At 51.2% G+C, this 22,039-nt stretch carries 36 protein-coding genes; 6 read left to right on the forward strand and 30 right to left on the reverse strand.

All coding sequences use genetic code 11. From position 1 onward, the window contains the following. Nucleotides 1-315: 315 nt before the first annotated feature. On the forward strand, nt 316-870 hold the full coding sequence (locus tag AC2LB6_RS22445) for a gamma carbonic anhydrase family protein (protein ID WP_490095206.1): 555 nt from the start codon (nt 316-318) through the stop codon (nt 868-870). Here the strand turns inward: AC2LB6_RS22445 and AC2LB6_RS22450 are convergent. Genes AC2LB6_RS22450 through dprA form a run of 6 tightly spaced genes read right to left on the reverse strand, consistent with a single transcriptional unit; the run spans nt 837 to nt 4,631 of the window. After that, the gene (locus AC2LB6_RS22450) at nt 837-1,094 is read right to left on the reverse strand and encodes a DUF1488 family protein (RefSeq protein WP_490095196.1); all 258 of its coding nucleotides are present in this window, start codon (nt 1,092-1,094) and stop codon (nt 837-839) included. The genes AC2LB6_RS22445 and AC2LB6_RS22450 overlap by 34 nt on opposite strands. Continuing rightward, nucleotides 1,091-1,909 carry a shikimate dehydrogenase gene (gene aroE, locus AC2LB6_RS22455; RefSeq protein ID WP_490095197.1) on the reverse strand — a complete coding sequence of 273 codons (819 nt, stop codon included), beginning with the start codon at nt 1,907-1,909 and terminating at the stop codon, nt 1,091-1,093. Before aroE ends, AC2LB6_RS22450 begins: the two co-directional genes overlap by 4 nt. A gap of 3 nt (nt 1,910-1,912) precedes the next feature. Next, entirely contained in the window at nt 1,913-2,485 is a 573-nt protein-coding gene (gene tsaC, locus AC2LB6_RS22460; protein ID WP_490095198.1) for an L-threonylcarbamoyladenylate synthase type 1 TsaC, read from the reverse strand. A 3-nt stretch (nt 2,486-2,488) separates the two neighbouring features. After that, nucleotides 2,489-3,037 (reverse strand): DNA topoisomerase family protein, encoded by a 549-nt coding sequence (locus AC2LB6_RS22465; RefSeq protein WP_090967253.1) that lies wholly within the window; start codon nt 3,035-3,037, stop codon nt 2,489-2,491. A gap of 24 nt (nt 3,038-3,061) precedes the next feature. Then, the gene (gene smg, locus AC2LB6_RS22470; RefSeq protein ID WP_013359228.1) at nt 3,062-3,535 is read right to left on the reverse strand and encodes a DUF494 family protein Smg; all 474 of its coding nucleotides are present in this window, start codon (nt 3,533-3,535) and stop codon (nt 3,062-3,064) included. Next, on the reverse strand, nt 3,507-4,631 hold the full coding sequence (gene dprA, locus AC2LB6_RS22475; RefSeq protein WP_490095199.1) for a DNA-protecting protein DprA: 1,125 nt from the start codon (nt 4,629-4,631) through the stop codon (nt 3,507-3,509). The genes smg and dprA overlap by 29 nt, the downstream gene beginning before the upstream one ends. A 115-nt stretch (nt 4,632-4,746) precedes the next feature. On the opposite strand from dprA, the gene def reads away from it, so the two are divergent. From def to mscL, 5 genes are all read left to right on the forward strand, one after another. Beyond that, entirely contained in the window at nt 4,747-5,259 is a 513-nt protein-coding gene (gene def / locus AC2LB6_RS22480) for a peptide deformylase (RefSeq protein ID WP_013359230.1), read from the forward strand. A gap of 20 nt (nt 5,260-5,279) precedes the next feature. Then, the gene (gene fmt / locus AC2LB6_RS22485) at nt 5,280-6,224 is read left to right on the forward strand and encodes a methionyl-tRNA formyltransferase (RefSeq protein ID WP_490095200.1); all 945 of its coding nucleotides are present in this window, start codon (nt 5,280-5,282) and stop codon (nt 6,222-6,224) included. 49 nt (nt 6,225-6,273) lie between these two features. After that, nucleotides 6,274-7,575, forward strand: a complete 1,302-nt coding sequence (rsmB, locus tag AC2LB6_RS22490; RefSeq protein WP_490095201.1) for a 16S rRNA (cytosine(967)-C(5))-methyltransferase RsmB — start codon at nt 6,274-6,276, stop codon at nt 7,573-7,575. A gap of 18 nt (nt 7,576-7,593) precedes the next feature. Beyond that, nucleotides 7,594-8,970: a Trk system potassium transporter TrkA gene (gene trkA / locus AC2LB6_RS22495; RefSeq protein WP_013359233.1), complete on the forward strand. Its 1,377-nt coding sequence runs from the start codon at nt 7,594-7,596 to the stop codon at nt 8,968-8,970. Between the two features lie 124 nt (nt 8,971-9,094). Then, nucleotides 9,095-9,505: a large-conductance mechanosensitive channel protein MscL gene (gene mscL, locus AC2LB6_RS22500; protein WP_090967257.1), complete on the forward strand. Its 411-nt coding sequence runs from the start codon at nt 9,095-9,097 to the stop codon at nt 9,503-9,505. On the opposite strand, the gene AC2LB6_RS22505 is transcribed toward mscL, so the two are convergent. The 24 genes from AC2LB6_RS22505 to rplP form a co-directional block, all read right to left on the reverse strand. Beyond that, nucleotides 9,506-9,739 carry an alternative ribosome-rescue factor A gene (locus AC2LB6_RS22505; RefSeq protein WP_490095202.1) on the reverse strand — a complete coding sequence of 78 codons (234 nt, stop codon included), beginning with the start codon at nt 9,737-9,739 and terminating at the stop codon, nt 9,506-9,508. A gap of 59 nt (nt 9,740-9,798) precedes the next feature. Continuing rightward, on the reverse strand, nt 9,799-10,215 hold the full coding sequence (zntR, locus tag AC2LB6_RS22510) for a Zn(2+)-responsive transcriptional regulator (RefSeq protein WP_136196218.1): 417 nt from the start codon (nt 10,213-10,215) through the stop codon (nt 9,799-9,801). Continuing rightward, the gene (locus AC2LB6_RS22515) at nt 10,216-10,587 is read right to left on the reverse strand and encodes a DnaJ family domain-containing protein (protein ID WP_490095203.1); all 372 of its coding nucleotides are present in this window, start codon (nt 10,585-10,587) and stop codon (nt 10,216-10,218) included. It lies immediately after the preceding gene. Nucleotides 10,588-10,681: 94 nt separating this feature from the next. After that, entirely contained in the window at nt 10,682-11,068 is a 387-nt protein-coding gene (gene rplQ / locus AC2LB6_RS22520; protein WP_003850180.1) for a 50S ribosomal protein L17, read from the reverse strand. 40 nt (nt 11,069-11,108) lie between these two features. Then, the gene (locus AC2LB6_RS22525) at nt 11,109-12,098 is read right to left on the reverse strand and encodes a DNA-directed RNA polymerase subunit alpha (RefSeq protein WP_003850179.1); all 990 of its coding nucleotides are present in this window, start codon (nt 12,096-12,098) and stop codon (nt 11,109-11,111) included. A 25-nt stretch (nt 12,099-12,123) separates the two neighbouring features. Continuing rightward, nucleotides 12,124-12,744 carry a 30S ribosomal protein S4 gene (gene rpsD / locus AC2LB6_RS22530; RefSeq protein ID WP_008927131.1) on the reverse strand — a complete coding sequence of 207 codons (621 nt, stop codon included), beginning with the start codon at nt 12,742-12,744 and terminating at the stop codon, nt 12,124-12,126. 32 nt (nt 12,745-12,776) lie between these two features. Next, nucleotides 12,777-13,166: a 30S ribosomal protein S11 gene (gene rpsK, locus AC2LB6_RS22535; protein WP_004160563.1), complete on the reverse strand. Its 390-nt coding sequence runs from the start codon at nt 13,164-13,166 to the stop codon at nt 12,777-12,779. A 16-nt stretch (nt 13,167-13,182) separates the two neighbouring features. Then, entirely contained in the window at nt 13,183-13,539 is a 357-nt protein-coding gene (rpsM, locus tag AC2LB6_RS22540) for a 30S ribosomal protein S13 (protein ID WP_090967261.1), read from the reverse strand. A gap of 145 nt (nt 13,540-13,684) precedes the next feature. After that, nucleotides 13,685-13,801 carry a 50S ribosomal protein L36 gene (rpmJ, locus tag AC2LB6_RS22545; protein WP_090967262.1) on the reverse strand — a complete coding sequence of 39 codons (117 nt, stop codon included), beginning with the start codon at nt 13,799-13,801 and terminating at the stop codon, nt 13,685-13,687. 32 nt (nt 13,802-13,833) lie between these two features. Continuing rightward, complete coding sequence (gene secY, locus AC2LB6_RS22550; protein WP_090967263.1) at nt 13,834-15,165, reverse strand: preprotein translocase subunit SecY; 1,332 nt, start codon at nt 15,163-15,165, stop codon at nt 13,834-13,836. 7 nt (nt 15,166-15,172) lie between these two features. After that, a complete protein-coding gene (gene rplO, locus AC2LB6_RS22555; RefSeq protein ID WP_090967264.1) occupies nt 15,173-15,607 on the reverse strand; it encodes a 50S ribosomal protein L15 in 435 nt (144 codons plus the stop codon). Nucleotides 15,608-15,610: 3 nt separating this feature from the next. After that, a complete protein-coding gene (gene rpmD / locus AC2LB6_RS22560) occupies nt 15,611-15,790 on the reverse strand; it encodes a 50S ribosomal protein L30 (RefSeq protein ID WP_003850166.1) in 180 nt (59 codons plus the stop codon). Nucleotides 15,791-15,795: 5 nt separating this feature from the next. Further along, a complete protein-coding gene (gene rpsE / locus AC2LB6_RS22565; RefSeq protein WP_090967265.1) occupies nt 15,796-16,296 on the reverse strand; it encodes a 30S ribosomal protein S5 in 501 nt (166 codons plus the stop codon). Nucleotides 16,297-16,310: 14 nt separating this feature from the next. After that, the gene (gene rplR / locus AC2LB6_RS22570) at nt 16,311-16,664 is read right to left on the reverse strand and encodes a 50S ribosomal protein L18 (protein WP_003850163.1); all 354 of its coding nucleotides are present in this window, start codon (nt 16,662-16,664) and stop codon (nt 16,311-16,313) included. 9 nt (nt 16,665-16,673) lie between these two features. After that, complete coding sequence (rplF, locus tag AC2LB6_RS22575) at nt 16,674-17,207, reverse strand: 50S ribosomal protein L6 (RefSeq protein ID WP_003850161.1); 534 nt, start codon at nt 17,205-17,207, stop codon at nt 16,674-16,676. A gap of 13 nt (nt 17,208-17,220) precedes the next feature. Continuing rightward, nucleotides 17,221-17,613: a 30S ribosomal protein S8 gene (rpsH, locus tag AC2LB6_RS22580; protein ID WP_003850158.1), complete on the reverse strand. Its 393-nt coding sequence runs from the start codon at nt 17,611-17,613 to the stop codon at nt 17,221-17,223. 32 nt (nt 17,614-17,645) lie between these two features. After that, a complete protein-coding gene (gene rpsN, locus AC2LB6_RS22585; protein ID WP_008927132.1) occupies nt 17,646-17,951 on the reverse strand; it encodes a 30S ribosomal protein S14 in 306 nt (101 codons plus the stop codon). A gap of 14 nt (nt 17,952-17,965) precedes the next feature. Continuing rightward, complete coding sequence (gene rplE, locus AC2LB6_RS22590) at nt 17,966-18,505, reverse strand: 50S ribosomal protein L5 (RefSeq protein WP_003850155.1); 540 nt, start codon at nt 18,503-18,505, stop codon at nt 17,966-17,968. A 14-nt stretch (nt 18,506-18,519) separates the two neighbouring features. Next, the gene (gene rplX / locus AC2LB6_RS22595) at nt 18,520-18,834 is read right to left on the reverse strand and encodes a 50S ribosomal protein L24 (RefSeq protein WP_003850150.1); all 315 of its coding nucleotides are present in this window, start codon (nt 18,832-18,834) and stop codon (nt 18,520-18,522) included. A 10-nt stretch (nt 18,835-18,844) separates the two neighbouring features. Beyond that, on the reverse strand, nt 18,845-19,216 hold the full coding sequence (rplN, locus tag AC2LB6_RS22600; RefSeq protein ID WP_006120590.1) for a 50S ribosomal protein L14: 372 nt from the start codon (nt 19,214-19,216) through the stop codon (nt 18,845-18,847). Nucleotides 19,217-19,464: 248 nt separating this feature from the next. Next, nucleotides 19,465-20,817, reverse strand: coding sequence for an 8-oxoguanine deaminase (locus AC2LB6_RS22605; RefSeq protein ID WP_490095204.1), 1,353 nt, complete (start codon nt 20,815-20,817; stop codon nt 19,465-19,467). Between the two features lie 358 nt (nt 20,818-21,175). After that, on the reverse strand, nt 21,176-21,430 hold the full coding sequence (rpsQ, locus tag AC2LB6_RS22610) for a 30S ribosomal protein S17 (protein WP_003850147.1): 255 nt from the start codon (nt 21,428-21,430) through the stop codon (nt 21,176-21,178). Then, a complete protein-coding gene (gene rpmC, locus AC2LB6_RS22615) occupies nt 21,430-21,621 on the reverse strand; it encodes a 50S ribosomal protein L29 (RefSeq protein WP_003850146.1) in 192 nt (63 codons plus the stop codon). The genes rpsQ and rpmC overlap by 1 nt, the downstream gene beginning before the upstream one ends. Continuing rightward, nucleotides 21,621-22,031 carry a 50S ribosomal protein L16 gene (gene rplP, locus AC2LB6_RS22620; protein ID WP_090967267.1) on the reverse strand — a complete coding sequence of 137 codons (411 nt, stop codon included), beginning with the start codon at nt 22,029-22,031 and terminating at the stop codon, nt 21,621-21,623. Before rplP ends, rpmC begins: the two co-directional genes overlap by 1 nt. Nucleotides 22,032-22,039 lie beyond the last annotated feature (8 nt).

Raw genomic sequence — 22,039 nt, forward strand, 5'->3', positions numbered from 1 at the left:
GTGCGTTAGCGTCCTGTCGCGAGGTGGCGTATATTACGCTTTCCTCCTGCAGAGTCAACCTCTTTCTCAGAAGTTTTCTCCGGCGGCTCAGTCTCCTGCGCCTCTCAACCCGTTTCCCGTTGCTGGTGTTCCGTGTCGATGGAGGCGCATTATAGGGATCCCGTTTCAGAGCACAACCCTTTTTTAGGATCTTTTATCTGAACGGTTATAAATGATCCAGATTGATGAGATCGCCACCGATCCGGGTCAGAATTGGCTTGTCAGCTGTGTAAAATCGCATCAGGCTGCAGTGAAAACAGAACAAAGGAGAACATGATGACTTCCGCCCTACGCCCATATAAAGATCTTTTCCCGCAAACTGGTCAGCGCGTTATGGTCGATCCAAGCAGCGTTGTTGTCGGTGATGTAATTATGGAGGATGACGTCAGCATCTGGCCGCTGGTTGCGATCAGGGGTGATGTGAATCAGGTCCGGATTGGTGCCCGCACCAATGTGCAGGACGGCAGTGTTCTGCACGTTACGCACAAATCTGCATCTAACCCTCAAGGCTTCCCTCTTATTATTGGCGAGGACGTCACGGTCGGACATAAAGCGATGCTGCATGGCTGCACCATTGGCGATCGCGTGCTGGTCGGAATGGGATCGATTCTGCTTGATGGTGTAATAGTAGAAGAAGAAGTGATGATTGGTGCCGGGAGTCTGGTGCCACCAGGTAAAAGGCTGGAGAGCGGCTATCTCTATCTGGGTAGCCCGGTGAAGCAGATCAGGCCGCTGAATGACAGTGAGAAGGAAGGTTTACGCTATTCCGCTAATAATTATGTCGGCTGGAAAGATGATTACCTTACTGGAGATAACCAGATCCAGCCCTGAGCATCCACGTCATCCTGACGAATAGCCCCTTCGGCCTCATCTTCCAAATCCCAGCGATGGTGCTGAAACAGCGCCTTCGCCTCCCCTTCACCAAAGCGTGAAGCCAGCGACTCACGACTGATTGCACAGTTCAGCCGCATGCCGTTGACCAGTACCGGGAAACAGACCGCCTTAAGTTCAACGTCATAGGTTTCCTCATCCGGGAACTGTATCGCCTGATTCATGGCTGCATGGCCTGCTTGAGCTGAGCAATGACAGGTGCAATTTCCGGCATCACACCGTGCCATATATAGAAGGCATGAGCAGCCTGTCCCACCAGCATACCCAGTCCATCTGCCAGATGATGAGTGCCCCGCACCTGACACCAGAGCAGGAAAGGCGTCAACCCGCTTTGATAAAACATGTCATAACAGCGCACATCCGGATGGATGACTTCCACAGGTAAAGGAGGCGTTTCACCCTTCACACCACTGGAAGTGGCATTGATGATCAGATCAAAGTTTTGATTCACCAGTTGCTCAAAACTACATGCCCGGATAGGCCCACGCTCTCCAAACAGAGTCGCCAGCTCTTCAGCGCGCGCGGCCGTACGATTGACGACGGTCAGCGTCACGCCTGCTGAAAGCAGCGGCAGAATGACACCGCGTGCGGCCCCGCCCGCTCCCACCAGCAATACATTGTCGCCAGCGTTGATCATTTTCAGCCGTTCAAGATCGCTTAACAGGCCAATTCCATCTGTGTTGTCTCCCAGAATCTGCCCATCACGGAGCTTTTTTACCGTGTTAACCGCGCCGGATAGGGTAGCTCGTTCACTCAGCTGATCGGCAAATTCCCATGCCTGCTGTTTGAAAGGCAACGTCACGTTCGCACCACGACCGCCCTGTTCGAAAAAGGCAGAGAGCGCCCGGTGGAAACCATCAACCGGGGCACAAATGCGGCCATAACGATGTTCAATGCCCGTCTGATCAGCGAAGGCCTGATGGATCAGCGGAGATTTACTGTGGTTGATCGGATTACCGAAAACGGCGAATTGATCCATGAATTAACCCTGACGTATAAGTTCGCCGCTGATAACATCGCGGATTTCAGAAGGATTTAGTCGTCCACCCGTTTTTCCCGAAAGAACCGGGAAATGCTCGCCAAACTGCTGCTTCACTTCTTCAGCCGTGCGGCAGGGAGGCAAGCCAGTAAGATTTGCACTGGTTGAAACCAGCGGTTTACCGAATGCGCGGCAAAGGGCCTGTACATCAGGATGGTCACTGACGCGAATGGCAAGTGAATCAAATTGTCCGGTCAGCCAGCGAGGCGTTTGCGGTGGAACGGGGACGACAAAGGTCACCGGGCCTGGCCAGCAGGCAAACATCCGCTCACGCTGAGTCACCGAAAGTTCGCGTGCGGAGATATAAGGTTCAAGCTGGGTATAATCAGCTGCAATCAGGATGAGTCCCTTTTCTACCGGACGCTGTTTCAGCGCAAGCAATGCCATGACGGCAGATTCACTATCAGGGTCACAGCCCAGACCAAATACGGCTTCAGTGGGATAGGCGATGACCGCCTGTCGATTCAGCTGTTCTAAGCAGGTCTCAAGTGAATCGGCGAGGTGTTGATTTTCCATGGTCTATGAATTCTCTTCAGCGATGGCTTTGCCACAACTCTTACTGGCGCAGAAGCGTTTTACTCCCTGCGCGGTCTTTTTTTCCACTAATAGTGGATACTCACAATAAGGGCAGGTTCCGGAAACGGGTGTCAGGTTCACGACAAACTGGCAGGCTGGATAGCGATCGCAGGAGTGGAACGTTTTGCCGTAACGAGAACGCCGCTGTACTAAGCGGCCTTCATGGCACTGTGGACAGGCCAGCGAGGTTTCATCCGGCTTATCGATGGTTTCGGTGTATCCGCATTCCGGATAGAGGCTACAGCCAATGAACATGCCAAAACGTCCCTGCCGCAATACTTTATCCGCCCCGCATTCGGGGCAAGCGTGGCCTTCCAGCACTTTGACCACATGGCCATCCGCCTGACCTTTTAATGGTCGAATGTAGTCGCACGCCGGGTAGTTCGCGCAGCCCAGAAAAGGACCGTGTTTACCGGAGCGTATAACCAGTTCTGCCCCGCAAGCGGGGCAGGGATCCTGTTTACGCACGGTGAAGAGTGCAGCTTTACTCATAGCGTTCAATGCATGAAAGGAAATTTAATGCAGCATACCTTCATTGGCGTCGAATAGCAGTTCTTCCATCTGCTGATAGGCATTTTCACATCCTGGGATGTTGAACAACACCATCAGCACCACCCATTTGAGATCCTCCAGGTCAAACTCAGAGGTATCCAGCGCCATGATACGTTCGATAACCATTTCTCGGGTTTCCAGGTTCAGCACCTGAATCTGCTCCAGGAACAGCAGGAAACCACGGCTGTCAGCATCTAAACGCTTGCTCTCTTCATCGGTATAAATACGCATGGAGAGCGGATCATTTGTCAGTAAAATTGGCTCTACCAGTCCTTCCTGATAGTCAGCCAGTCTTTCTAACCAGTTCAGCGCACTGTAAACATCTTCACGATGGAACCCGGCATCCGTCAGGTCGTCTGTCAATCTGTCCTGATCAACACCCATTTCTGCTTCGTTGTGGATATATGTCTCAAACAAATACATCAGTACGTCGAACATGGCATGCCCTCCTCAATCGGACATAGCCGCCGGGTACAGCTGCGATCCATCCTGCTAACTCCAGTTCCAGCAACTGAGCTGAGATAACTGGCACAGATTGGCCGGCACGTTCAGCGACAACGTCAACAGGTGTAACATCATCACCTACGTTAGCCAACACATCAGCAAATGGCAATGGAGCATCGTCACTCACCTCAGAATAAATTTCGCTGGCCTGGGTCGCTGGCAGCCAGTTTAGTGCACTTGCCAGATCTTCCATGATGTTATTGGGATGGGCCACCAGCAGCGCTCCCTGCTGAATCAACCAGTTTACGCCTTCGCTTAACGGGTTACCGAGCGCGCCAGGTAAGGCATAAACATTGCGATTTTGCTCCAGCGCATAGCGTGCCGTCACCAGTGAGCCACTCTTTAAAGAGGCTTCGACCACCAGCACCCCATGGCTCAGGCCGCTGATGATACGATTGCGGCGTGGAAAATTAAGCGGATGCGGCTGGGTCATCAGCGGAAACTCAGTAATAACCGCACCACCCTGATCTACGATCTCTGCAGCAAGATGGGCATGATTTTTGGGATAGAGCCGCTGCAACCCACTGCCTAGCACAGCCACCGTTCTACCCTTCACGTTGAGCGCTGCCTTATGCGCAACCCCATCAATACCCCGGGCCAGTCCGCTGGTAATGGTCAGACCGCTGAGGCTTAACTGCTGGGTAAACCAGTCGCACCAGTAACGACCATTGTGGGAACAGTTCCGGCTACCTACCACCGCTAACTGGGGTGTACTGATCACGCCAGGATCGCCATTAATATAGAGCAGCGGCGGAAAGCGGCTCGTCTCTTTAAGCCGGACAGGATAGGCTGCATCCAGAGCAGTCACCAGATGATGAGTCGGACTCTCCCCCAGCCAGGCATAGACTTCGATGAGCTTTTCCTCATTAAAATCAGAATATTGCTTACGCTGGCTGGCGTCTAAACCAAGCCGGATAAGTTGCTCACTGTCCGCCGGTTCGGCACCTGTCTGCTGCGCCACTTCAATCCAGCGTTTCCCTGTCATCCCAGTGACGGCTGCCAGCCGCACATACTGCGCTATTTTGTCCATCTCTGGCTCCCTGATCGCCCTTGCTTCCTGCCGCACAATGCTGTCAATCAGTCCTCGAAAAGTCTACAATATGAGGTAGTAATCTTTTCTTAACCGAATACAGATCTGGATATTTATGTCAGTTTTGCAGGTATTACATTTCCCTGACGAGCGTCTTCGCAAAGTCGCTGCGCCCGTTAAAGAAGTTAACGCAGACATTCAGCGTATCGTTGATGATATGTTCGAGACGATGTACGCCGAAGAAGGTATCGGTCTTGCGGCTACGCAGGTCGATATTCATCAGCGCATTATTGTGATTGATGTCTCTGAAAGTCGTGAAGAGCGTTTAGTACTGATTAACCCTGAGCTGCTGGAAAAAAGCGGCGAAACCGGTATTGAAGAAGGTTGTCTCTCTATTCCGGAACAGCGCGCATTTGTTCCGCGTGCTGAACGGGTCAAAGTTCGCGCACTTGATCGCGACGGTAAAAGCTTCGAGCTGGAAGCCAGCGAGTTACTGGCCATCTGTATCCAGCATGAGATCGATCATCTGGAAGGCAAACTGTTTATCGATTATCTGTCGCCTCTGAAACGGCAACGAATCAAAACTAAGTTAGAGAAACTGGCGCGTCAGAACGCGCAGGCTTCCTGAGATCTTAAGAAGGGATAAACGTGTCTGCCCCGCTAAAAATCATCTTTGCCGGCACACCTGACTTTGCAGCGCGTCATCTTGACGCGCTGCTTGCTTCTGAACATCAGGTTATCGGCGTATTCACCCAACCCGACCGTCCTGCTGGTCGGGGTAACAAATTAACCCCGGGCCCGGTCAAAACGCTGGCGCTGGCACATGACATTCCGGTTTATCAGCCTAAGTCTCTGCGGCCGGAAGAAAATCAGCAGCTGGTTGCTGATCTCAAGGCCGATGTGATGGTTGTTGTCGCCTACGGATTAATTCTGCCAAAGGCCGTGCTTGATATGCCACGTCTGGGCTGCATCAACGTCCATGGTTCGCTGCTGCCACGCTGGCGTGGAGCCGCACCGATTCAACGTGCGCTCTGGGCTGGCGACAGCGAAACCGGCGTGACCATCATGCAGATGGATGTGGGCCTGGATACTGGCGATATGTTGCATAAACTGGCCTGTCCGATTACTGCCCAGGATACCAGTGCAACACTCTATGACAAGCTGGCACAGCTTGGACCACAGGGACTGCTGGATACGCTGACCTTACTGAGCACTCAGCAGGCTACACCAGAAAAACAGGATGAGACTCTGGCCAACTATGCTGAGAAGCTCAGTAAAGAGGAGGCGCGTCTTGATTGGGCACTTTCAGCAGAACAGCTTGAACGTTGTATTCGCGCGTTTAACCCGTGGCCAATGAGTTTTTTCACTATTAATGATCAACCCGTAAAAGTCTGGCAGGCAAGCGTTCTGCCTCACAGCGATCGTTCGCCGGGTGAAATTATCAGTGCAGATAAGCATGGCATCCAGGTAGCGACCGCTCAGGGTGTACTTAATCTGCTGCAGTTACAGCCCGCCGGTAAAAAACCGATGTCGGCTCAGGATCTTCTCAACTCGCGCCGGGAATGGTTTGAACCTGGAACCCTTCTGGACTGACTCTCAGGCCCGGTCACTCACCGGGCCTTTTGTTTGATGACAAAACCCTATGACTAAATCAATCAACCTGCGTAGCCTCTCCGCTCAACTTATTGAGCGTGTTGTCGACAAAGGCGAATCCCTGAATACGGCACTCCCTGCCGCTCAGAAAAAACTTTCTGACAAAGATAGCGCGTTAGTGCAGGAGATCTGTTTTGGCGTGTTGCGCACATTACCGCAGCTTGAAGCGCTAATCGGCAAACTGATGGAGCGTCCACTTACCGGCAAACAGCGGGTTCTGCACTATCTGATCATGGTCGGGCTTTATCAGCTGGAATATACACGCGTGCCTGCTCATGCCGCATTGGCTGAAACCGTCGCGGGCGCCGAAGTCCTGAAGCGCACCAGCCTCAAAGGCTTATTAAATGGTGTGTTACGCCAGTTTCAGCGCCAGCGAGAAGAGCTGCTCGTCAGCATTCAGGATGGCCCGCAGCGTTACCTGCATCCGGGATGGCTGCTAAAGCGATTGCAGCATGCCTGGCCGGAACAGTGGCAACAGATCGTCGAAGCCAATAATCAGCGTCCGCCGATGTGGCTCCGGGTTAACCGTCAGCACCAGGATCGTGACGCGTGGCTGGACATGCTGGTCGAAAGTGGCAGGAATGCACAGCCTGCTGACGATGTGCCAGATGCGCTGCGGCTTGACGCCCCTGCCCCGGTAAGTCAGTTACCTGGCTTCGATCAGGGTTGGGTAACCGTGCAGGATTTGTCCGCTCAGCGCTGTGCTTTGCTGCTTGCTCCCCAAAACGGGGAACAGATTCTGGATTTATGCGCTGCACCCGGCGGTAAAACGACTCATATTCTTGAAATCGCGCCGGAAGCCGAAGTGATGGCCGTCGACGTAGATGCGCAGCGCCTTAAACGCGTTGAGGAAAATCTGCAGCGACTGGGCATGAAAGCAGACGTTAAACAGGGTGATGGACGAACGCCGCAACAGTGGTGCGGTGATCGTCAGTTTGACCGAATTCTGCTGGATGCTCCCTGCTCTGCTACCGGTGTTATCCGACGCCATCCCGACATTAAGTGGCTGCGTCGCGATCGTGATATCGCCGAGCTGGCAAAACTTCAGAGTGAAATTCTCGACGCTGTCTGGCCGCACCTCAAACCTGGCGGTACGCTGATTTATGCTACCTGTTCCATCCTGCCTGAAGAGAATTATCAGCAGATAGATGCTTTCCTGCAGCGCCAGCACGATGCAAAGGCAGAATCCCTCAGGGATGCGCCGGCAAACGGCTTGCAGGTATTCCCGCAAGCCGAAGGCGGAGATGGTTTCTTTTACGCTAAGCTGATAAAGAAATCGGGTACAAACTGAGATGAGTATTGATAAGCGATGAAAATAATCATTCTGGGCGCAGGACAGGTTGGCGGCACCCTGGCAGAGAATCTGGTGGGTGAAAACAACGATATCACAGTGGTAGATACCGACTCTTCACGTCTGCGCCATCTGCAGGATAAGTTCGATCTGCGCGTCGTGCAGGGTCATGGTTCTCATCCGCGAATTTTGCGTGAGGCAGGAGCGGAAGATGCAGACATGCTGGTTGCCGTAACCAACTCGGATGAAACCAACATGATTGCCTGCCAGATTGCTTATTCGCTTTTCAATACGCCGAATCGTATCGCCCGTATTCGCGCGGCCGACTATCTACGTGATGCGGACAAGTTATTTATTCCTGAAGCGGTGCCTATCGATCATCTGATCTCGCCCGAGCAGTTGGTGATCGACAATATCTACCGCTTGATCCAGTACCCTGGTGCGCTGCAGGTGGTTAACTTTGCAGAGGGCAAAGTCAGCCTGGCGGTGGTGAAAGCCTATTATGGCGGGCCGCTGGTGGGAAATCCGCTGTCGATCATGCGTGAGCATATGCCACACATTGATACGCGTGTAGCCGCAATTTTTCGTCAGGACCGCCCTATTCGTCCGCAGGGCTCAACTATCGTAGAAGCGGGTGATGAGGTGTTTTTCATCGCTGCCAGTCAGAATATTCGTGCGGTAATGAGTGAGATGCAGCGGCTGGAGAAACCTTACAAGCGGATTATGCTCGTGGGTGGCGGTAACATTGGTTTCGGTCTGGCGCAGCGTCTTGAGAAACATTACAGCGTTAAGTTGATTGAACGTAACCCTCAGCGCGCAGCGGAACTCGCAGAACATCTGCATGACACCGTGGTGTTTTATGGCGATGCCTCGGATCAGGAGTTACTGGCGGAAGAACATGTTGAGCAGGTCGATTTGTTTATCGCAGTTACCAATGATGATGAAGCCAACATCATGTCAGCGATGCTGGCGAAAAAGATGGGTGCGAAGAAGGTTATGGTACTTATTCAGCGCCGCGCCTATGTCGATCTGGTTCAGGGCAGCGTCATCGATATCGCTATTTCACCTCAACAGGCCACAATTTCTGCCCTGTTGGGTCACGTGCGTAAAGCAGATATCGTGGGCGTTTCATCGTTACGACGCGGCATTGCAGAGGCGATTGAAGCGATAGCGCATGGTGACGAATCAACATCACGCGTGGTCGGCCGCTCCATTGACGATATCAAGTTGCCGCCAGGAACCATCATTGGCGCAGTGGTTCGCGGTGACGATGTGATGATTGCCAATGATAACCTGCGCATCGAACAAGGCGATCATGTCATCATGTTCCTGACCGACAAGAAGTTTGTGTCAGATGTGGAACGTCTCTTCCAGCCGAGTCCCTTTTTCCTTTAAATGCCGCGTTTATAAGCAAACTCAGCACGAGACACGTAAAACTGCGGCTTAATTGGCTGTGTTGATGGCAAAACCACTAAGGTTTGTTAGACTTTATGTCATTGGCTTAGGCAAGGAGATAAGTATGAGTTTAATCAAAGAGTTTCGCGACTTCGCAATGCGCGGCAACGTGATGGATTTAGCCGTTGGTGTCATCATCGGTGCTGCCTTCGGTAAGATCGTTTCATCATTAGTCGCCAACATCATCATGCCCCCCTTAGGCTTACTGATTGGTGGCGTCGATTTTAAATCATTCGCCTGGGTACTTAAGCCAGCAGTTGGTGATGCGCCAGCCGTTGTAATGCAATACGGTATCTTCCTTCAGACCATCTTCGATTTCGTGATCATTGCTTTCGCAATCTTCATGGCAATCAAGTTAATGAACCGTCTGTATAAGAAAAAGGAAGTTGAGAAGCCCGTCGCGAAACCAACAAACGAAGAATTACTGCTGACTGAAATCCGCGATCTGCTGAAACAGCAGAACACCCGGGTATAGTTAACAAGCCGCCGCACAGGCGGTTTTTTTGACTGTAAAAGCAGAAGGGCAGTGATAAGACGCTTTCTTATCACTGCCCTCCCATCCAGTCCCCTTGCCATGTTTTTCTTTCCGCTTAAAACTGCCTTTACCCTTTTGCTTCTGCTCGATGCGCTGCCGGAATAACGGATCGTGTAACAGAGCCTGAATCGCATTATCGCGGATTTGCCCTTTAGTGTGCTGATATTTACTCATGACGCCTCCTGTAAAGATGGCCTGATACTTTATTCCTTTGCAGCAAAATAACAATATCCTTATTTGCTCAAAGCCTCTCCCCGCTCCAGCGCCTCAAGAATTGAGCACGAAACGCTACTATGACTGTCACCACAACAGGCATCCGAGAGGTGTCGCAGAGAACGCTGCATCGTTTCTAATTCTGCGATCATCTGAGCAACTTCATTCAGCCGTTTTTCAACGATCGCTTTTGATTCCTGACAGGTATGATGCGCAGGATCGACCCGGATCGAGAGCAGCTCTCTGATGGCTTCCAGGCTAAAGCCAAGTTTGCGCCCGTAGCGAATAAATTTCAGACGCTGAAGATCACCCTCGCTATAAAGTCGAAAACCGCCTTCTGTCCGACCATCATGATCCATCATCTGCTGTTTTTCATAAAAACGGATCGTATCTGGCGTCACCTCTGCAAGCTTAGCTAACTGGCCAATGCGAAACATTTACTCCTCCTCACGGAAACGATGCTGAATGGCTTTGGAATAACTACTATGAAGAAAATCGGTACTCATACCTGCCTGACGTAATCTTAGCTCCAGCACCTGAAGTCGATGGCAATGATCCTGATAGCGATGATCCTCAGGATCGAGTTGCCGAATGAGATCGTTAACTTCCATGGCTTCCCGCCGCAACTCAAGCTCCGGCGGCAGATAGCCCGAATTCTTAAGTAACCGGTAGCCCGCTCTTAACTCAGGCGGAACATGGCTATCATCATCCAACTGCAGCGGCTTGCCAGCGCCAGGCAGATTACTTAGCTCGCCTTTCTCCAACGCTGCTTTGATGTGCTGCTCAGCAAGTTCATCAACCAGCCACATAGTTAGCTCCCTGAACATGAAAGACTACGTTCTAAGGTAGTAAATTTCAGGCAATAAAAAACCCGCCGGAGCGGGTTTTTTACGTTGCTACAGATTACTCTGCGGCTGCTTCTGCTTGAGCTTCTGGACGATCAACCAACTCGATGTAAGCCATCGGAGCGTTGTCACCAGCACGGAAGCCACACTTCAGAATACGAGTGTAACCACCTGCACGGCTCGCGAAACGCGGGCCAAGCTCATTAAACAGTTTTGCCACGATCTCGTTATCACGAGTACGGGCGAATGCCAGACGACGATTAGCTACGCTGTCGGTCTTGGCAAGAGTAATCAGCGGCTCAACTACGCGACGCAGTTCTTTGGCTTTCGGCAGAGTCGTTTTGATGATCTCATGACGAACCAGAGAACCGGCCATGTTGCGGAACATAGCCTGACGATGGCTGCTGTTGCGGTTCAGTTGACGACCACTCTTACGATGGCGCATGACCTTATCCTTCTCAGTGAAACCTTAACCTGTGATCTGATTATTCATCAGCAATGCTTGCTGGCGGCCAGTTCTCAAGGCGCATGCCCAGAGAAAGACCACGCGAAGCCAGCACATCTTTAATCTCGGTAAGAGATTTTTTACCAAGGTTAGGCGTTTTAAGCAGCTCAACCTCAGTACGCTGTACCAGATCACCGATGTAGTGGATAGCTTCTGCCTTAAGGCAGTTAGCAGAGCGGACAGTCAATTCCAGATCGTCAACAGGGCGCAGCAGGATCGGATCGAATTCTGGTTTCTCTTCTTTAACTTCCGGCTGACGTACATCACGTAAGTCAACGAAAGCTTCAAGTTGTTCAGCCAGAATGGTTGCCGCACGACGAATCGCCTCTTCAGGATCGATTGTGCCGTTGGTTTCCATTTCGATGACCAGCTTGTCCAGGTCGGTGCGCTGCTCTACACGCGCTGCTTCAACATTGTAGGCGATACGGTCTACAGGGCTGTAGCAAGCGTCAACTAACAGGCGGCCGATTGGGCGCTCATCTTCTTCCGAATGAATTCGGGCAGAAGCCGGCACATAGCCACGTCCACGCTGAACTTTGATACGCATGCTGATAGCAGCGTTCTCATCGGTCAGATGGCAAATGACATGCTGAGGCTTGACGATTTCGACATCACCATCATGGGTAATGTCGGCTGCAGTCACAGGGCCAATGCCAGATTTATTCAGGGTCAAAATGACTTCATCTTTCCCCTGAACTCTTACCGCCAGCCCTTTCAGGTTGAGCAGGATTTCCAGGATATCTTCCTGTACTCCCTCTTTGGTGCTGTACTCATGAAGTACACCATCAATTTCAACCTCGGTCACCGCGCAACCCGGCATGGATGAAAGCAGAATACGGCGCAGTGCGTTACCAAGAGTATGGCCAAAGCCACGCTCTAAAGGCTCAAGGGTCACCTTGGCGTGCGTCGAACTCACTTGCTCGATATCTACCAGGCGCGGTTTTAGAAACTCTGTCACAGAACCCTGCATTGTGTCCTCTCTTTGGTACTAAGCCTTACTTGGAGTAAAGCTCGACGATCAGGTGTTCGTTAATGTCCGCAGACAGATCAGTACGTTCAGGAATACGCTTGAACACACCTTCCATCTTAGTCGCATCAACTTCCAGCCAGGTTGGCTTTTCACGCTGCTCAGCCAGCTCCAGAGCGGCCTTCACGCGAGATTGCTTTTTGGCTTTCTCACGGATGCTAACGACATCATTCGGAGATACCTGATAAGAAGCGATGTTAACAACGCGGCCATTTACCAGAACAGACTTATGGCTCACCAACTGACGTGCTTCTGCACGAGTGGCACCAAAGCCCATACGATAAACTACGTTGTCCAGACGACCTTCCAGCAGAGCCAACAGGTTTTCACCGGTGTTGCCTTTCAGACGAGCTGCTTCTTTATAGTAGTTACGGAACTGACGCTCCAGCACGCCGTAGATACGACGAACTTTTTGCTTTTCACGTAACTGACCGCCGTAGTCAGACAGACGCGGTTTGCGCGCACCATGCTGGCCAGGGGCTTGTTCAATCTTACACTTGGAATCAATCGCGCGAACGCCAGACTTAAGGAATAAGTCAGTGCCCTCACGACGGCTCAGCTTGAGCTTAGGACCCAAATATCTTGCCATTTTCTTTCTCCAACTATCCTAAAAAACGGGCGTTATACGCGACGTTTTTTCGGCGGACGACAACCGTTATGAGGGATAGGAGTCACATCAGTAATATTAGTGATGCGGAAACCAGCGGCGTTCAAAGCACGAATCGTAGATTCGCGTCCTGGACCCGGACCCTTTACCATAACTTCCAGGTTCTTAATTCCGTAATCTTTTACCGCTTCTGCACAGCGCTCTGCAGCGACCTGAGCAGCAAACGGAGTGGATTTACGTGAACCGCGGAAACCGGAACCACCGGCGGTTGCCCAACCCAGTGCGTTACCCTGACGATCAGTAATGGTAACGATGGTGTTGTTAAAAGAAGCATGGACATGAGCCACGCCATCTGAGACTTGTTTTCTTACACGCTTACGTGCACGAACTGGTGCCTTTGCCATTATTTACTCACCCCGATTATTTCTTGATCGGTTTACGCGGACCCTTACGGGTACGTGCGTTGGTCTTGGTACGCTGACCGCGAACCGGAAGACCACGACGATGGCGCAAACCACGGTAGCAACCAAGGTCCATAAGACGCTTGATGCTCAGGGTGATTTCACGGCGCAGATCACCTTCTACAACGAATTTCGCCACTGCATCACGCAGCAGATCAATTTGTTCTTCAGACAGCTCACTGATCTTAACATTTTCAGCAATACCCGTTGAAGCGCAGATGGCTTTTGAACGGGTTTTGCCGATACCGAAGATCGAAGTTAATGCGATAACGGTATGTTTTTGATCAGGAATGTTAATGCCTGCTATACGGGCCACTATGCACTCCTATAATTAAACAAGCACGTCCCATGCTGAAAAGCCCGTTTTCAGGATACTCAAATGGAAACGCACTGACATACAAAAGATTGGCTGGCTAATCTAGCCAGCTCAACCCAACTTTGCAAGAAAAATATGTGACAAATCAGCCTTGGCGCTGTTTATGCTTTGGCTCGGAGCTGCAAATCACACGGACGACACCGTCGCGACGAACGATTTTGCAGTTACGACATAATCTCTTGACGGAAGCACGAACTTTCATTTTTACTCTCCGTAACTTCTCAACCAACTGAATTAACGGCCGTAGCCTTTCAGGTTAGCTTTTTTCAGTGCCGACTCGTACTGACTTGACATCATCAGAGTTTGCACCTGAGCCATAAAGTCCATGATGACGACAACTACAATAAGCAGTGAAGTACCACCAAAGTAGAAGGGAACCTTCATCGCATCACGCATGAACTCCGGGATAAGGCAGATAAAAGTAATGTACAAAGCGCCGATTAAGGTCAAACGCGTCATTACTTTATCAATATACCTCGCCGTTTGCTCTCCCGGACGAATTCCCGGTACGAATGCACCAGACTTCTTCAGGTTATCTGCTGTTTCACGCGGGTTGAAAACCAACGCCGTATAGAAGAAACAGAAGAAGATGATTGCAGTCGCATAGAGTAGCACATAAAGCGGCTGTCCTGGCTGCAAATACAGCGAAATTGTTGTCAGCCAGTTCCAACCGGTACCGCCCCCAAACCACGATGCAATCGTTGCCGGGAACAGAATAATGCTGGAAGCAAAGATGGCTGGGATTACGCCCGCCATGTTCACTTTCAACGGTAAATGTGTGCTCTGTGCAGCGTAAACGCGACGACCTTGCTGACGTTTTGCGTAGTTCACCACAATGCGGCGCTGTCCACGTTCAACGAAAATAACAAAGAAGGTCACTGCGAATACGAGTACTGCAACCAACAGCAACAGAAGGAAGTGCAGGTCGCCTTGCCGCGCTTGCTCGATGGTATGGCCAATGGCCGGCGGGAGACCCGCAACGATACCTGCGAAGATAATGATCGAAATACCGTTACCGATACCACGCTCAGTAATCTGTTCGCCCAGCCACATCAGGAACATTGTTCCCGAGACCAGACTCACAACAGCGGTAAAGTAGAAGGCAAAGCCTGGATTCATAACCAGGCCTTGCATCCCTGGCATATTCGGCAGACCGGTAGCAATACCGATTGACTGAAATATGGCCAATACCAACGTACCGTATCGGGTGTACTGGCTAATCTTACGACGGCCAGCCTCCCCTTCTTTCTTGATTTCCGCTAACGCTGGATGAACCACCGTTAATAACTGGATGATAATCGATGCCGAAATATACGGCATGATGCCCAGTGCGAAAATAGAAGCACGGCTGAGAGCACCACCAGAGAACATGTTAAACATTTCAATGATGGTGCCACGCTGTTGCTCAAGCAGTTTGGCAAGTACAGTGGCATCAATACCAGGGATTGGAATGAAAGAGCCAATACGGAAGACAATGAGTGCGCCGATTACAAACAGCAGTCTGCGTTTCAGCTCACCAAAGCCGCCTTTGGCACTTTGAAAATCTAATCCCGGTTGTTTAGCCATCTGCTACTTATTCCTCGATTTTACCGCCAGCAGCTTCGATTGCAGCACGTGCACCTTTGGTGACACGCAGACCGCGAACCGTTACCGGTGTAGATACTTCACCAGACAGAATTACTTTAACGAATTCAATCTGAACACCGACAATGTTGGCTGCTTTCAGCGCGTTCAGGTCGACGATACCGCCTTCAACTTTCGCCAGATCAGACAGACGAATCTCTGTGGTGATCATTGATTTGCGAGAGGTGAAACCGAACTTCGGCAGACGACGGTACAGAGGCATCTGACCACCTTCGAAACCGCGACGTACGCCACCGCCAGAACGTGAGTTCTGACCTTTGTGACCACGACCACCGGTTTTTCCGAGGCCAGAACCAATACCACGACCCAGACGCTTGGAAGCGTGCTTAGACCCTTCGGCCGGAGACAGAGTATTTAAACGCATCTCTTACTCCTCCACTTTAACCATATAGGAAACCGCGTTAACCATACCGCGAACTGCAGGCGTGTCTTCACGCTCAACGGTGTGGCCAATACGACGCAGACCCAGGCCAACCAGAGTGGCTTTATGCTTAGGCAAGCGGCCGATTGAACTACGGGTTTGAGTGATTTTAATAGTCTTAGCCATCGTGATTACCCCAGAATTTCTTCAACGGATTTACCACGCTTAGCAGCGACCATTTCCGGAGATTTCATATTGCCCAGGCCGTCGATAGTTGCACGAACCACGTTAATCGGGTTTGTGGAACCATAGGTTTTTGCCAGTACGTTATGAACTCCAGCGACTTCCAGAACGGCGCGCATTGCACCACCGGCAATAATACCGGTACCTTCTGAAGCCGGCTGCATGAACACGCGGGAACCCGTGTGTGCACCTTTAACTGGGTGCTGCAGGGTGCCGTTGTTCAGCGCGACGTTAACCATGTTGCGACGGGCTTTCTCCATCGCTTTCTGGATCGCTGCTGGAACTTCACGCGCTTTACCGTAACCAAAACCTACGCGACCATTACCATCGCCTACCACAGTCAGAGCTGTGAAGGAGAAGATACGACCACCTTTAACAGTTTTAGAAACACGGTTTACCGCGATCAGTTTTTCCTGCAGTTCGCCAGCTTGTTTCTCGATGTGTGCCATCTTAGACCTCTACCTTAGAACTGAAGGCCAGCTTCACGGGCAGCATCTGCCAGTGCCTGGACGCGACCATGATATTGGAAACCGGAACGGTCGAAAGAAACACCAGTGATGCCTTTTTCGATTGCGCGTTCTGCGATAGCTTTACCTACTGCAGCTGCGGCTTCTTTATTACCGGTATACTTCAGTTGTTCAGTGATAGCTTTTTCTACAGTAGAAGCAGCGACCAGAACTTCGGAACCGTTCGGGGCGATCACCTGTGCGTAAATATGACGCGGGGTACGATGTACCACCAGGCGAGTAGCACCCAGCTCTTTGAGCTTGCGACGTGCACGGGTCGCACGACGGATACGAGCAGATTTCTTATCCATAGTGTTACCTTACTTCTTCTTAGCCTCTTTGGTACGCACGACTTCGTCGGCGTAACGGACACCCTTGCCTTTATAAGGCTCAGGACGACGGTAGGCGCGCAGGTCCGCAGCAACCTGACCAATCAGCTGTTTATCAGCGCCTTTCAGCACGATCTCAGTCTGAGTTGGACATTCTGCAGTGATACCCGCGGGCAGCTGGTGATCGACTGGATGAGAAAAGCCCAGAGACAGGTTAACCACGTCGCCTTTAACGGCTGCACGATAACCTACACCAACCAGCTGCAGCTTCTTAGTGAAGCCTTCGGTAACACCGATAACCATTGCGTTCAGCAGCGCGCGAGAAGTACCCGCCTGCGCCCAGCCGTCAACGAAACCTTCGCGCGGAGCGAAAGTCAGAGCGTTGTCAGCATGCTTAACTTCAACAGCATCATTGATAGTACGAGTCAGCTCGCCGTTTTTACCTTTAATCGAAATTACCTGACCGTTGAGTTTTACCTCTACGCCGGCAGGAACAACGACAGGTGCTTTAGCAACACGAGACATATGTATCCTCCGATTACGCTACGTAGCAGATAATTTCGCCACCAAGACCTGCCTGGCGCGCTGCACGATCAGTCATGACACCTTTAGATGTAGAAACTACAGCGATGCCCATACCAGCCATTACCTTTGGCAGCTCATCTTTTTTCTTATAGATGCGCAGGCCAGGACGGCTTACTCGCTGAATGCTTTCTACAACAGCTTTGCCCTGGAAATACTTGAGAGTAAGTTCCAGTTCCAGCTTGATGTCGCCTTCGATTTTGAAATCTTCAATATATCCTTCTTCCTTCAGAACGTTGGCAATTGCCAATTTCAGCTTGGAGGAAGGCATGGTGACCGCAACTTTGTTTGCGGCCTGACCGTTACGGATACGGGTCAGCATATCCGCGATCGGATCTTGCATGCTCATCTGTGTTACTCCCGTGATTCAATTGGTGACAATTACCAGCTAGCCTTTTTCAGGCCCGGGATTTCACCGCGCATGGCGGCTTCGCGGACCTTGATACGGCTCAACCCAAACTTCCGCAGGAAACCGTGCGGACGACCTGTTTGACGGCAGCGGTTACGCTGACGTGAAGGGCTGGAATCACGCGGCAGACTCTGCAGCTTCAGAACAGCATCCCAACGATCTTCGTCGGAAGCGTTCACATCAGAGATGATCGCTTTCAGTTCAGCGCGTTTAGCGAAGAATTTGTCTGCTAATTTCGCACGCTTAACTTCGCGTGCTTTCATAGATTGCTTAGCCATTAAGTAACCCTACCTTACTTACGGAACGGGAAGTCAAAGGCAGCCAGCAGAGCACGGCCTTCATCATCAGATTTCGCAGTAGTGGTAATGGTGATATCCAAACCACGAACGCGATCGACTTTGTCGTAGTCGATTTCTGGGAAGATGATCTGCTCACGTACACCCATGCTGTAGTTGCCACGACCATCGAATGACTTAGCGGACAAGCCACGGAAGTCACGGATACGTGGAACAGCAATGGTGACCAGACGCTCAAAGAACTCCCACATGCGCTCGCCACGCAGAGTTACTTTACAGCCGATCGGATAGCCCTGACGGATTTTGAAGCCTGCAACTGATTTGCGTGCTTTGGTGACCAGCGGTTTTTGACCGGAGATTGCTGCCAGGTCAGCTGCTGCGTTATCCAGCAGTTTCTTGTCAGCGATCGCTTCACCAACACCCATGTTCAGGGTGATCTTCTCGACCCGAGGGACTTGCATGACAGAATTGTAGCCAAACTCTGTCATGAGTTTCTGGACTACTTCGTCTTTGTAGTAATCATGCAGTTTCGCCATCGTACTACTCCAAATTACTTGATAGTTTCGCTGTTAGACTTGAAGAAACGGACTTTTTTGCCGTCTTCGAATCTAAAGCCTACACGGTCAGCCTTACCAGTTGCCGCGTTGAACAGTGCAACGTTAGAAACCTGAATAGCAGCTTCTTTTTCAACGATGCCACCTGGTTGGTTCAGGGCCGGAACCGGCTTCTGATGTTTCTTAACCAGGTTGATACCTTCAACGATGACCTTACCAGAAGACAGGACATTCTTAACTTTACCGCGCTTACCTTTATCTTTACCGGTTAACACGATAACTTCGTCGTTACGACGGATTTTAGCTGCCATTGTTCGCTCCTTAGAGTACTTCTGGTGCCAGAGAGATAATTTTCATGAACTTTTCAGTACGAAGTTCACGAGTTACCGGCCCAAAAATACGCGTACCGATAGGCTGCTCACTGTTATTGTTCAGAATAACGCATGCATTACCATCGAAGCGAATGACAGAACCGTCCGGGCGACGAACACCCTTCCTGGTGCGCACCACTACCGCCTTCAGGACATCACCTTTTTTGACTTTACCACGAGGAATTGCTTCCTTGATGGTAACTTTGATGATGTCACCGACGCCTGCGTAGCGACGGTGCGAGCCACCCAGAACCTTGATACACATTACGCGACGTGCACCGGAGTTGTCGGCGACGTTCAGCATAGTCTGTTCTTGGATCATTTTAGTGCTCCGCTAATGTCAACTACTACTTCGGGACCTAAACCTCAGGTCGTTAGAAAGCCCCATAATTGAGGGCGCGGCATTGTAACACCGGTTCTCACAGATGGGTAGAAAAAATAAACGGCTCTCAATCGAGCCGCTGATTTTCCCTGATGACAGGGAGCGCGTATTCTAGGGAATAGTGCGAACAGTAGCAAATGTAATCTGCCTTATTTTTCGTCGCCTTCCAAATAAAGTGCCCTTATGGCTCAACCAACCAGTTTTCTGGCCAGTTGGTTATGCTGATGCAGCACGACTGGCAGTTCAATTCCGGCCAGTTGTCCGTCACGCACCCTCACTTTTCCATTGATAATGCTGTAAGCGACTTGTCCCGGATTACAGAACACCAGGGCGGCGACAGGATCGTACCCTGCCCCGGCCAGGCCAATGCGATTCAGGTCAAATATGGCTAAATCGGCCATCATGCCTGGGGCAATGGCACCCACGTCATTGCGATTCAGCACTTTTGCTCCACCCAGGGTCGCCAGCTCTAATGCCTGACGGGCCGTCATCGCATCCGGGCCGAAACCGACGCGCTGAAGCAGCATCGCCTGACGTACCTCTGCCATCATATCTGAGCTGTCATTGGAAGCTGAACCATCCACACCCATACCAACATGTACGCCGGCATCGCACATGTGCCGTATCGGAGCAATGCCTGAGCCGAGACGCATGTTCGAGCAGGGACAGTGGGCGATGCCGGTACCAGTCCGCGCAAAGAGCTCTATACCGTGTTGATCCAGTTTGACGCAGTGCGCATGCCAGACATCCGGTCCTACCCAGCCGAGGTCTTCAACATACTGCGCTGGCGTCATATTAAACTTTTCGCGGCTATAACGGATATCGCTTTCGTTCTCCGCCAGATGAGTGTGCATAGAAACGTTGAAGTTGCGTGCCAGCGCAGCGGATTGCTTCATCAGCTCACGGCTGACTGAGAACGGCGAGCATGGCGCCACCACGATACGTAGCATCGAACCATGGCTGTGATCGTGGTAGCGCTCAATCACGCGCTGCGTATCCTTAAGGATCGCGGCTTCATTCTCGACCAGTGAATCGGGCGGCAGGCCACCCAGGGATTTACCGACGCTCATGCTGCCCCGGCTTGCATGAAAACGCATGCCCATTAAGGCTGCAGCCTCAATGCTGTCGTCAAGTTTACAGCCATTAGGGTAAACATAGAGATGGTCACTGGTAGTAGTACAGCCAGAGAGCATTAACTCGGCCATTGAGATTTGTGATGAGATACGAATCATCTCAGGCGTCAGATTCTGCCACAGTGGGTAGAGATGGGTCAGCCAATTGAAAAGCTCGCCGTTTTGTACTGCGGGGATGGCGCGGGTCAGGCTCTGGTACATATGGTGATGCGTATTGATCAGGCCAGGAATGACAATATGTCCCCGCAGATCGATAATCTCATCCGCGCTATCGGGTAACGATCCTGCATCTCCTACGGCAACGATCTGATTTCCTTTAATCAGAATGCTGCCGTTACGTATTTCCCGACGGTCGGCATCCATGCAGACCACACATTCGGCATTCTTCAGTAACAGAGTTCGTTCCATGCTATTGCCTGTGGGTGGTGATTGTATGCTACCCGATAATAGCGGCAAGCTGTTGGCAGATCTAATCGCAGGTAACGCAGCTAACAGTGGCAGCTTTATCAGTCACTGGCGTAAGCGGTCAGGACTCTCCATTTTCACGGCACATTTCCTTGTACAGTTATTATAACTCCGGCCTGTAGGACCCGCAGCTTTCAGGCCTCATTGCCTGAAGAGTCTCAGCTTAGATCTGACAATCTGCTAAATTTTCGAGCGCCATCAAAACTGGACTGTCACAGGCACAAATGGATCAACCTTGTATTACAGGCAAAAAAAAACCCTCTGCCGGAGCAGAGGGTTTCCTCAGAAAAAACAATTCTTATTACAGAACCGCTTTCTCGATTACGCGAACCAGGGTCCAGGATTTAGTCTTGGACAGTGGACGGCATTCGCGGATTTCTACCACGTCACCAATTCCACATTCATTGTTCTCGTCATGGATGTGCAGCTTGGTCGTACGTTTGATGAATTTGCCGTAGATCGGGTGTTTCACAAAACGTTCGATAGCAACAACTGCAGATTTCTGCATTTTGTCACTTACTACACGACCCTGCAGAGTACGGATTTTATCGGTCATTACGAACCCGCCTTCTCAGTCAGTAAAGTCTTAACGCGTGCAACATCACGGCGAACCTGTTTCAGCAGATGAGTCTGCTGCAGTTGGCCAGATGCTGCCTGCATGCGCAGGTTAAATTGCTCACGCAGCAGATTAAGCAGCTCAGTGTTCAGCTCTTCAACGCTTTTTTCACGCAGCTCAGTTGCTTTCATTACATCACCGTCTTAGTTACAAAGGTGGTTTTGATAGGCAGTTTTGCTGCTGCCAGCTTGAATGCTTCACGGGCCAGCTCTTCTGATACGCCGTCCATTTCATACAGGACTTTACCAGGCTGGATCAGGGCAACCCAATACTCTACGTTACCCTTACCTTTACCCATACGCACTTCCAGCGGCTTCTCGGTGATCGGTTTGTCCGGGAATACTCGGATCCAGATCTTACCTTGACGCTTAACTGCACGGGTCATAGCACGACGTGCTGCTTCGATCTGACGAGCGGTCAGACGACCACGGCCAACAGCTTTCAGACCGAAAGTACCGAAGCTGACATCCGTACCCGCAGCCAGACCGCGGTTACGGCCTTTGTGCACTTTACGGAATTTCGTACGCTTTGGTTGTAACATCAGCGACT

It is taken from the genome of Pantoea sp. RCC30.1 (assembly GCF_058148845.1).

Coding starts and splice junctions, on each gene's coding strand:
- rplR (WP_003850163.1), bottom strand. CDS start 16,664: ATGGATAAGAAATCTGCTCGTATCCGTCGTGCGACCCGTGCACGTCGC.
- dprA (WP_490095199.1), bottom strand. CDS start 4,631: ATGGACAAAATAGCGCAGTATGTGCGGCTGGCAGCCGTCACTGGGATG.
- AC2LB6_RS22505 (WP_490095202.1), bottom strand. CDS start 9,739: ATGAGTAAATATCAGCACACTAAAGGGCAAATCCGCGATAATGCGATT.
- AC2LB6_RS22525 (WP_003850179.1), bottom strand. CDS start 12,098: ATGCAGGGTTCTGTGACAGAGTTTCTAAAACCGCGCCTGGTAGATATC.
- rpsE (WP_090967265.1), bottom strand. CDS start 16,296: ATGGCACACATCGAGAAACAAGCTGGCGAACTGCAGGAAAAACTGATC.
- rpsQ (WP_003850147.1), bottom strand. CDS start 21,430: ATGACCGATAAAATCCGTACTCTGCAGGGTCGTGTAGTAAGTGACAAA.
- rplO (WP_090967264.1), bottom strand. CDS start 15,607: ATGCGTTTAAATACTCTGTCTCCGGCCGAAGGGTCTAAGCACGCTTCC.
- tsaC (WP_490095198.1), bottom strand. CDS start 2,485: ATGGAAAATCAACACCTCGCCGATTCACTTGAGACCTGCTTAGAACAG.
- AC2LB6_RS22450 (WP_490095196.1), bottom strand. CDS start 1,094: ATGAATCAGGCGATACAGTTCCCGGATGAGGAAACCTATGACGTTGAA.
- smg (WP_013359228.1), bottom strand. CDS start 3,535: ATGTTCGACGTACTGATGTATTTGTTTGAGACATATATCCACAACGAA.
- rplN (WP_006120590.1), bottom strand. CDS start 19,216: ATGATCCAAGAACAGACTATGCTGAACGTCGCCGACAACTCCGGTGCA.
- rplQ (WP_003850180.1), bottom strand. CDS start 11,068: ATGCGCCATCGTAAGAGTGGTCGTCAACTGAACCGCAACAGCAGCCAT.
- rpsN (WP_008927132.1), bottom strand. CDS start 17,951: ATGGCTAAGCAATCTATGAAAGCACGCGAAGTTAAGCGTGCGAAATTA.
- AC2LB6_RS22605 (WP_490095204.1), bottom strand. CDS start 20,817: ATGGAACGAACTCTGTTACTGAAGAATGCCGAATGTGTGGTCTGCATG.
- rplX (WP_003850150.1), bottom strand. CDS start 18,834: ATGGCAGCTAAAATCCGTCGTAACGACGAAGTTATCGTGTTAACCGGT.
- zntR (WP_136196218.1), bottom strand. CDS start 10,215: ATGTTTCGCATTGGCCAGTTAGCTAAGCTTGCAGAGGTGACGCCAGAT.
- mscL (WP_090967257.1), top strand. CDS start 9,095: ATGAGTTTAATCAAAGAGTTTCGCGACTTCGCAATGCGCGGCAACGTG.
- AC2LB6_RS22515 (WP_490095203.1), bottom strand. CDS start 10,587: ATGTGGCTGGTTGATGAACTTGCTGAGCAGCACATCAAAGCAGCGTTG.
- rpsH (WP_003850158.1), bottom strand. CDS start 17,613: ATGAGCATGCAAGATCCGATCGCGGATATGCTGACCCGTATCCGTAAC.
- def (WP_013359230.1), top strand. CDS start 4,747: ATGTCAGTTTTGCAGGTATTACATTTCCCTGACGAGCGTCTTCGCAAA.
- aroE (WP_490095197.1), bottom strand. CDS start 1,909: ATGGATCAATTCGCCGTTTTCGGTAATCCGATCAACCACAGTAAATCT.
- AC2LB6_RS22465 (WP_090967253.1), bottom strand. CDS start 3,037: ATGAGTAAAGCTGCACTCTTCACCGTGCGTAAACAGGATCCCTGCCCC.
- rpmJ (WP_090967262.1), bottom strand. CDS start 13,801: ATGAAAGTTCGTGCTTCCGTCAAGAGATTATGTCGTAACTGCAAAATC.
- rplP (WP_090967267.1), bottom strand. CDS start 22,031: ATGTTACAACCAAAGCGTACGAAATTCCGTAAAGTGCACAAAGGCCGT.
- secY (WP_090967263.1), bottom strand. CDS start 15,165: ATGGCTAAACAACCGGGATTAGATTTTCAAAGTGCCAAAGGCGGCTTT.
- rsmB (WP_490095201.1), top strand. CDS start 6,274: ATGACTAAATCAATCAACCTGCGTAGCCTCTCCGCTCAACTTATTGAG.
- rpmC (WP_003850146.1), bottom strand. CDS start 21,621: ATGAAAGCAACTGAGCTGCGTGAAAAAAGCGTTGAAGAGCTGAACACT.
- rplE (WP_003850155.1), bottom strand. CDS start 18,505: ATGGCGAAACTGCATGATTACTACAAAGACGAAGTAGTCCAGAAACTC.
- rpsD (WP_008927131.1), bottom strand. CDS start 12,744: ATGGCAAGATATTTGGGTCCTAAGCTCAAGCTGAGCCGTCGTGAGGGC.
- trkA (WP_013359233.1), top strand. CDS start 7,594: ATGAAAATAATCATTCTGGGCGCAGGACAGGTTGGCGGCACCCTGGCA.
- rpsK (WP_004160563.1), bottom strand. CDS start 13,166: ATGGCAAAGGCACCAGTTCGTGCACGTAAGCGTGTAAGAAAACAAGTC.
- AC2LB6_RS22445 (WP_490095206.1), top strand. CDS start 316: ATGACTTCCGCCCTACGCCCATATAAAGATCTTTTCCCGCAAACTGGT.
- rplF (WP_003850161.1), bottom strand. CDS start 17,207: ATGTCTCGTGTTGCTAAAGCACCTGTCGTTGTTCCTGCCGGCGTAGAG.
- rpmD (WP_003850166.1), bottom strand. CDS start 15,790: ATGGCTAAGACTATTAAAATCACTCAAACCCGTAGTTCAATCGGCCGC.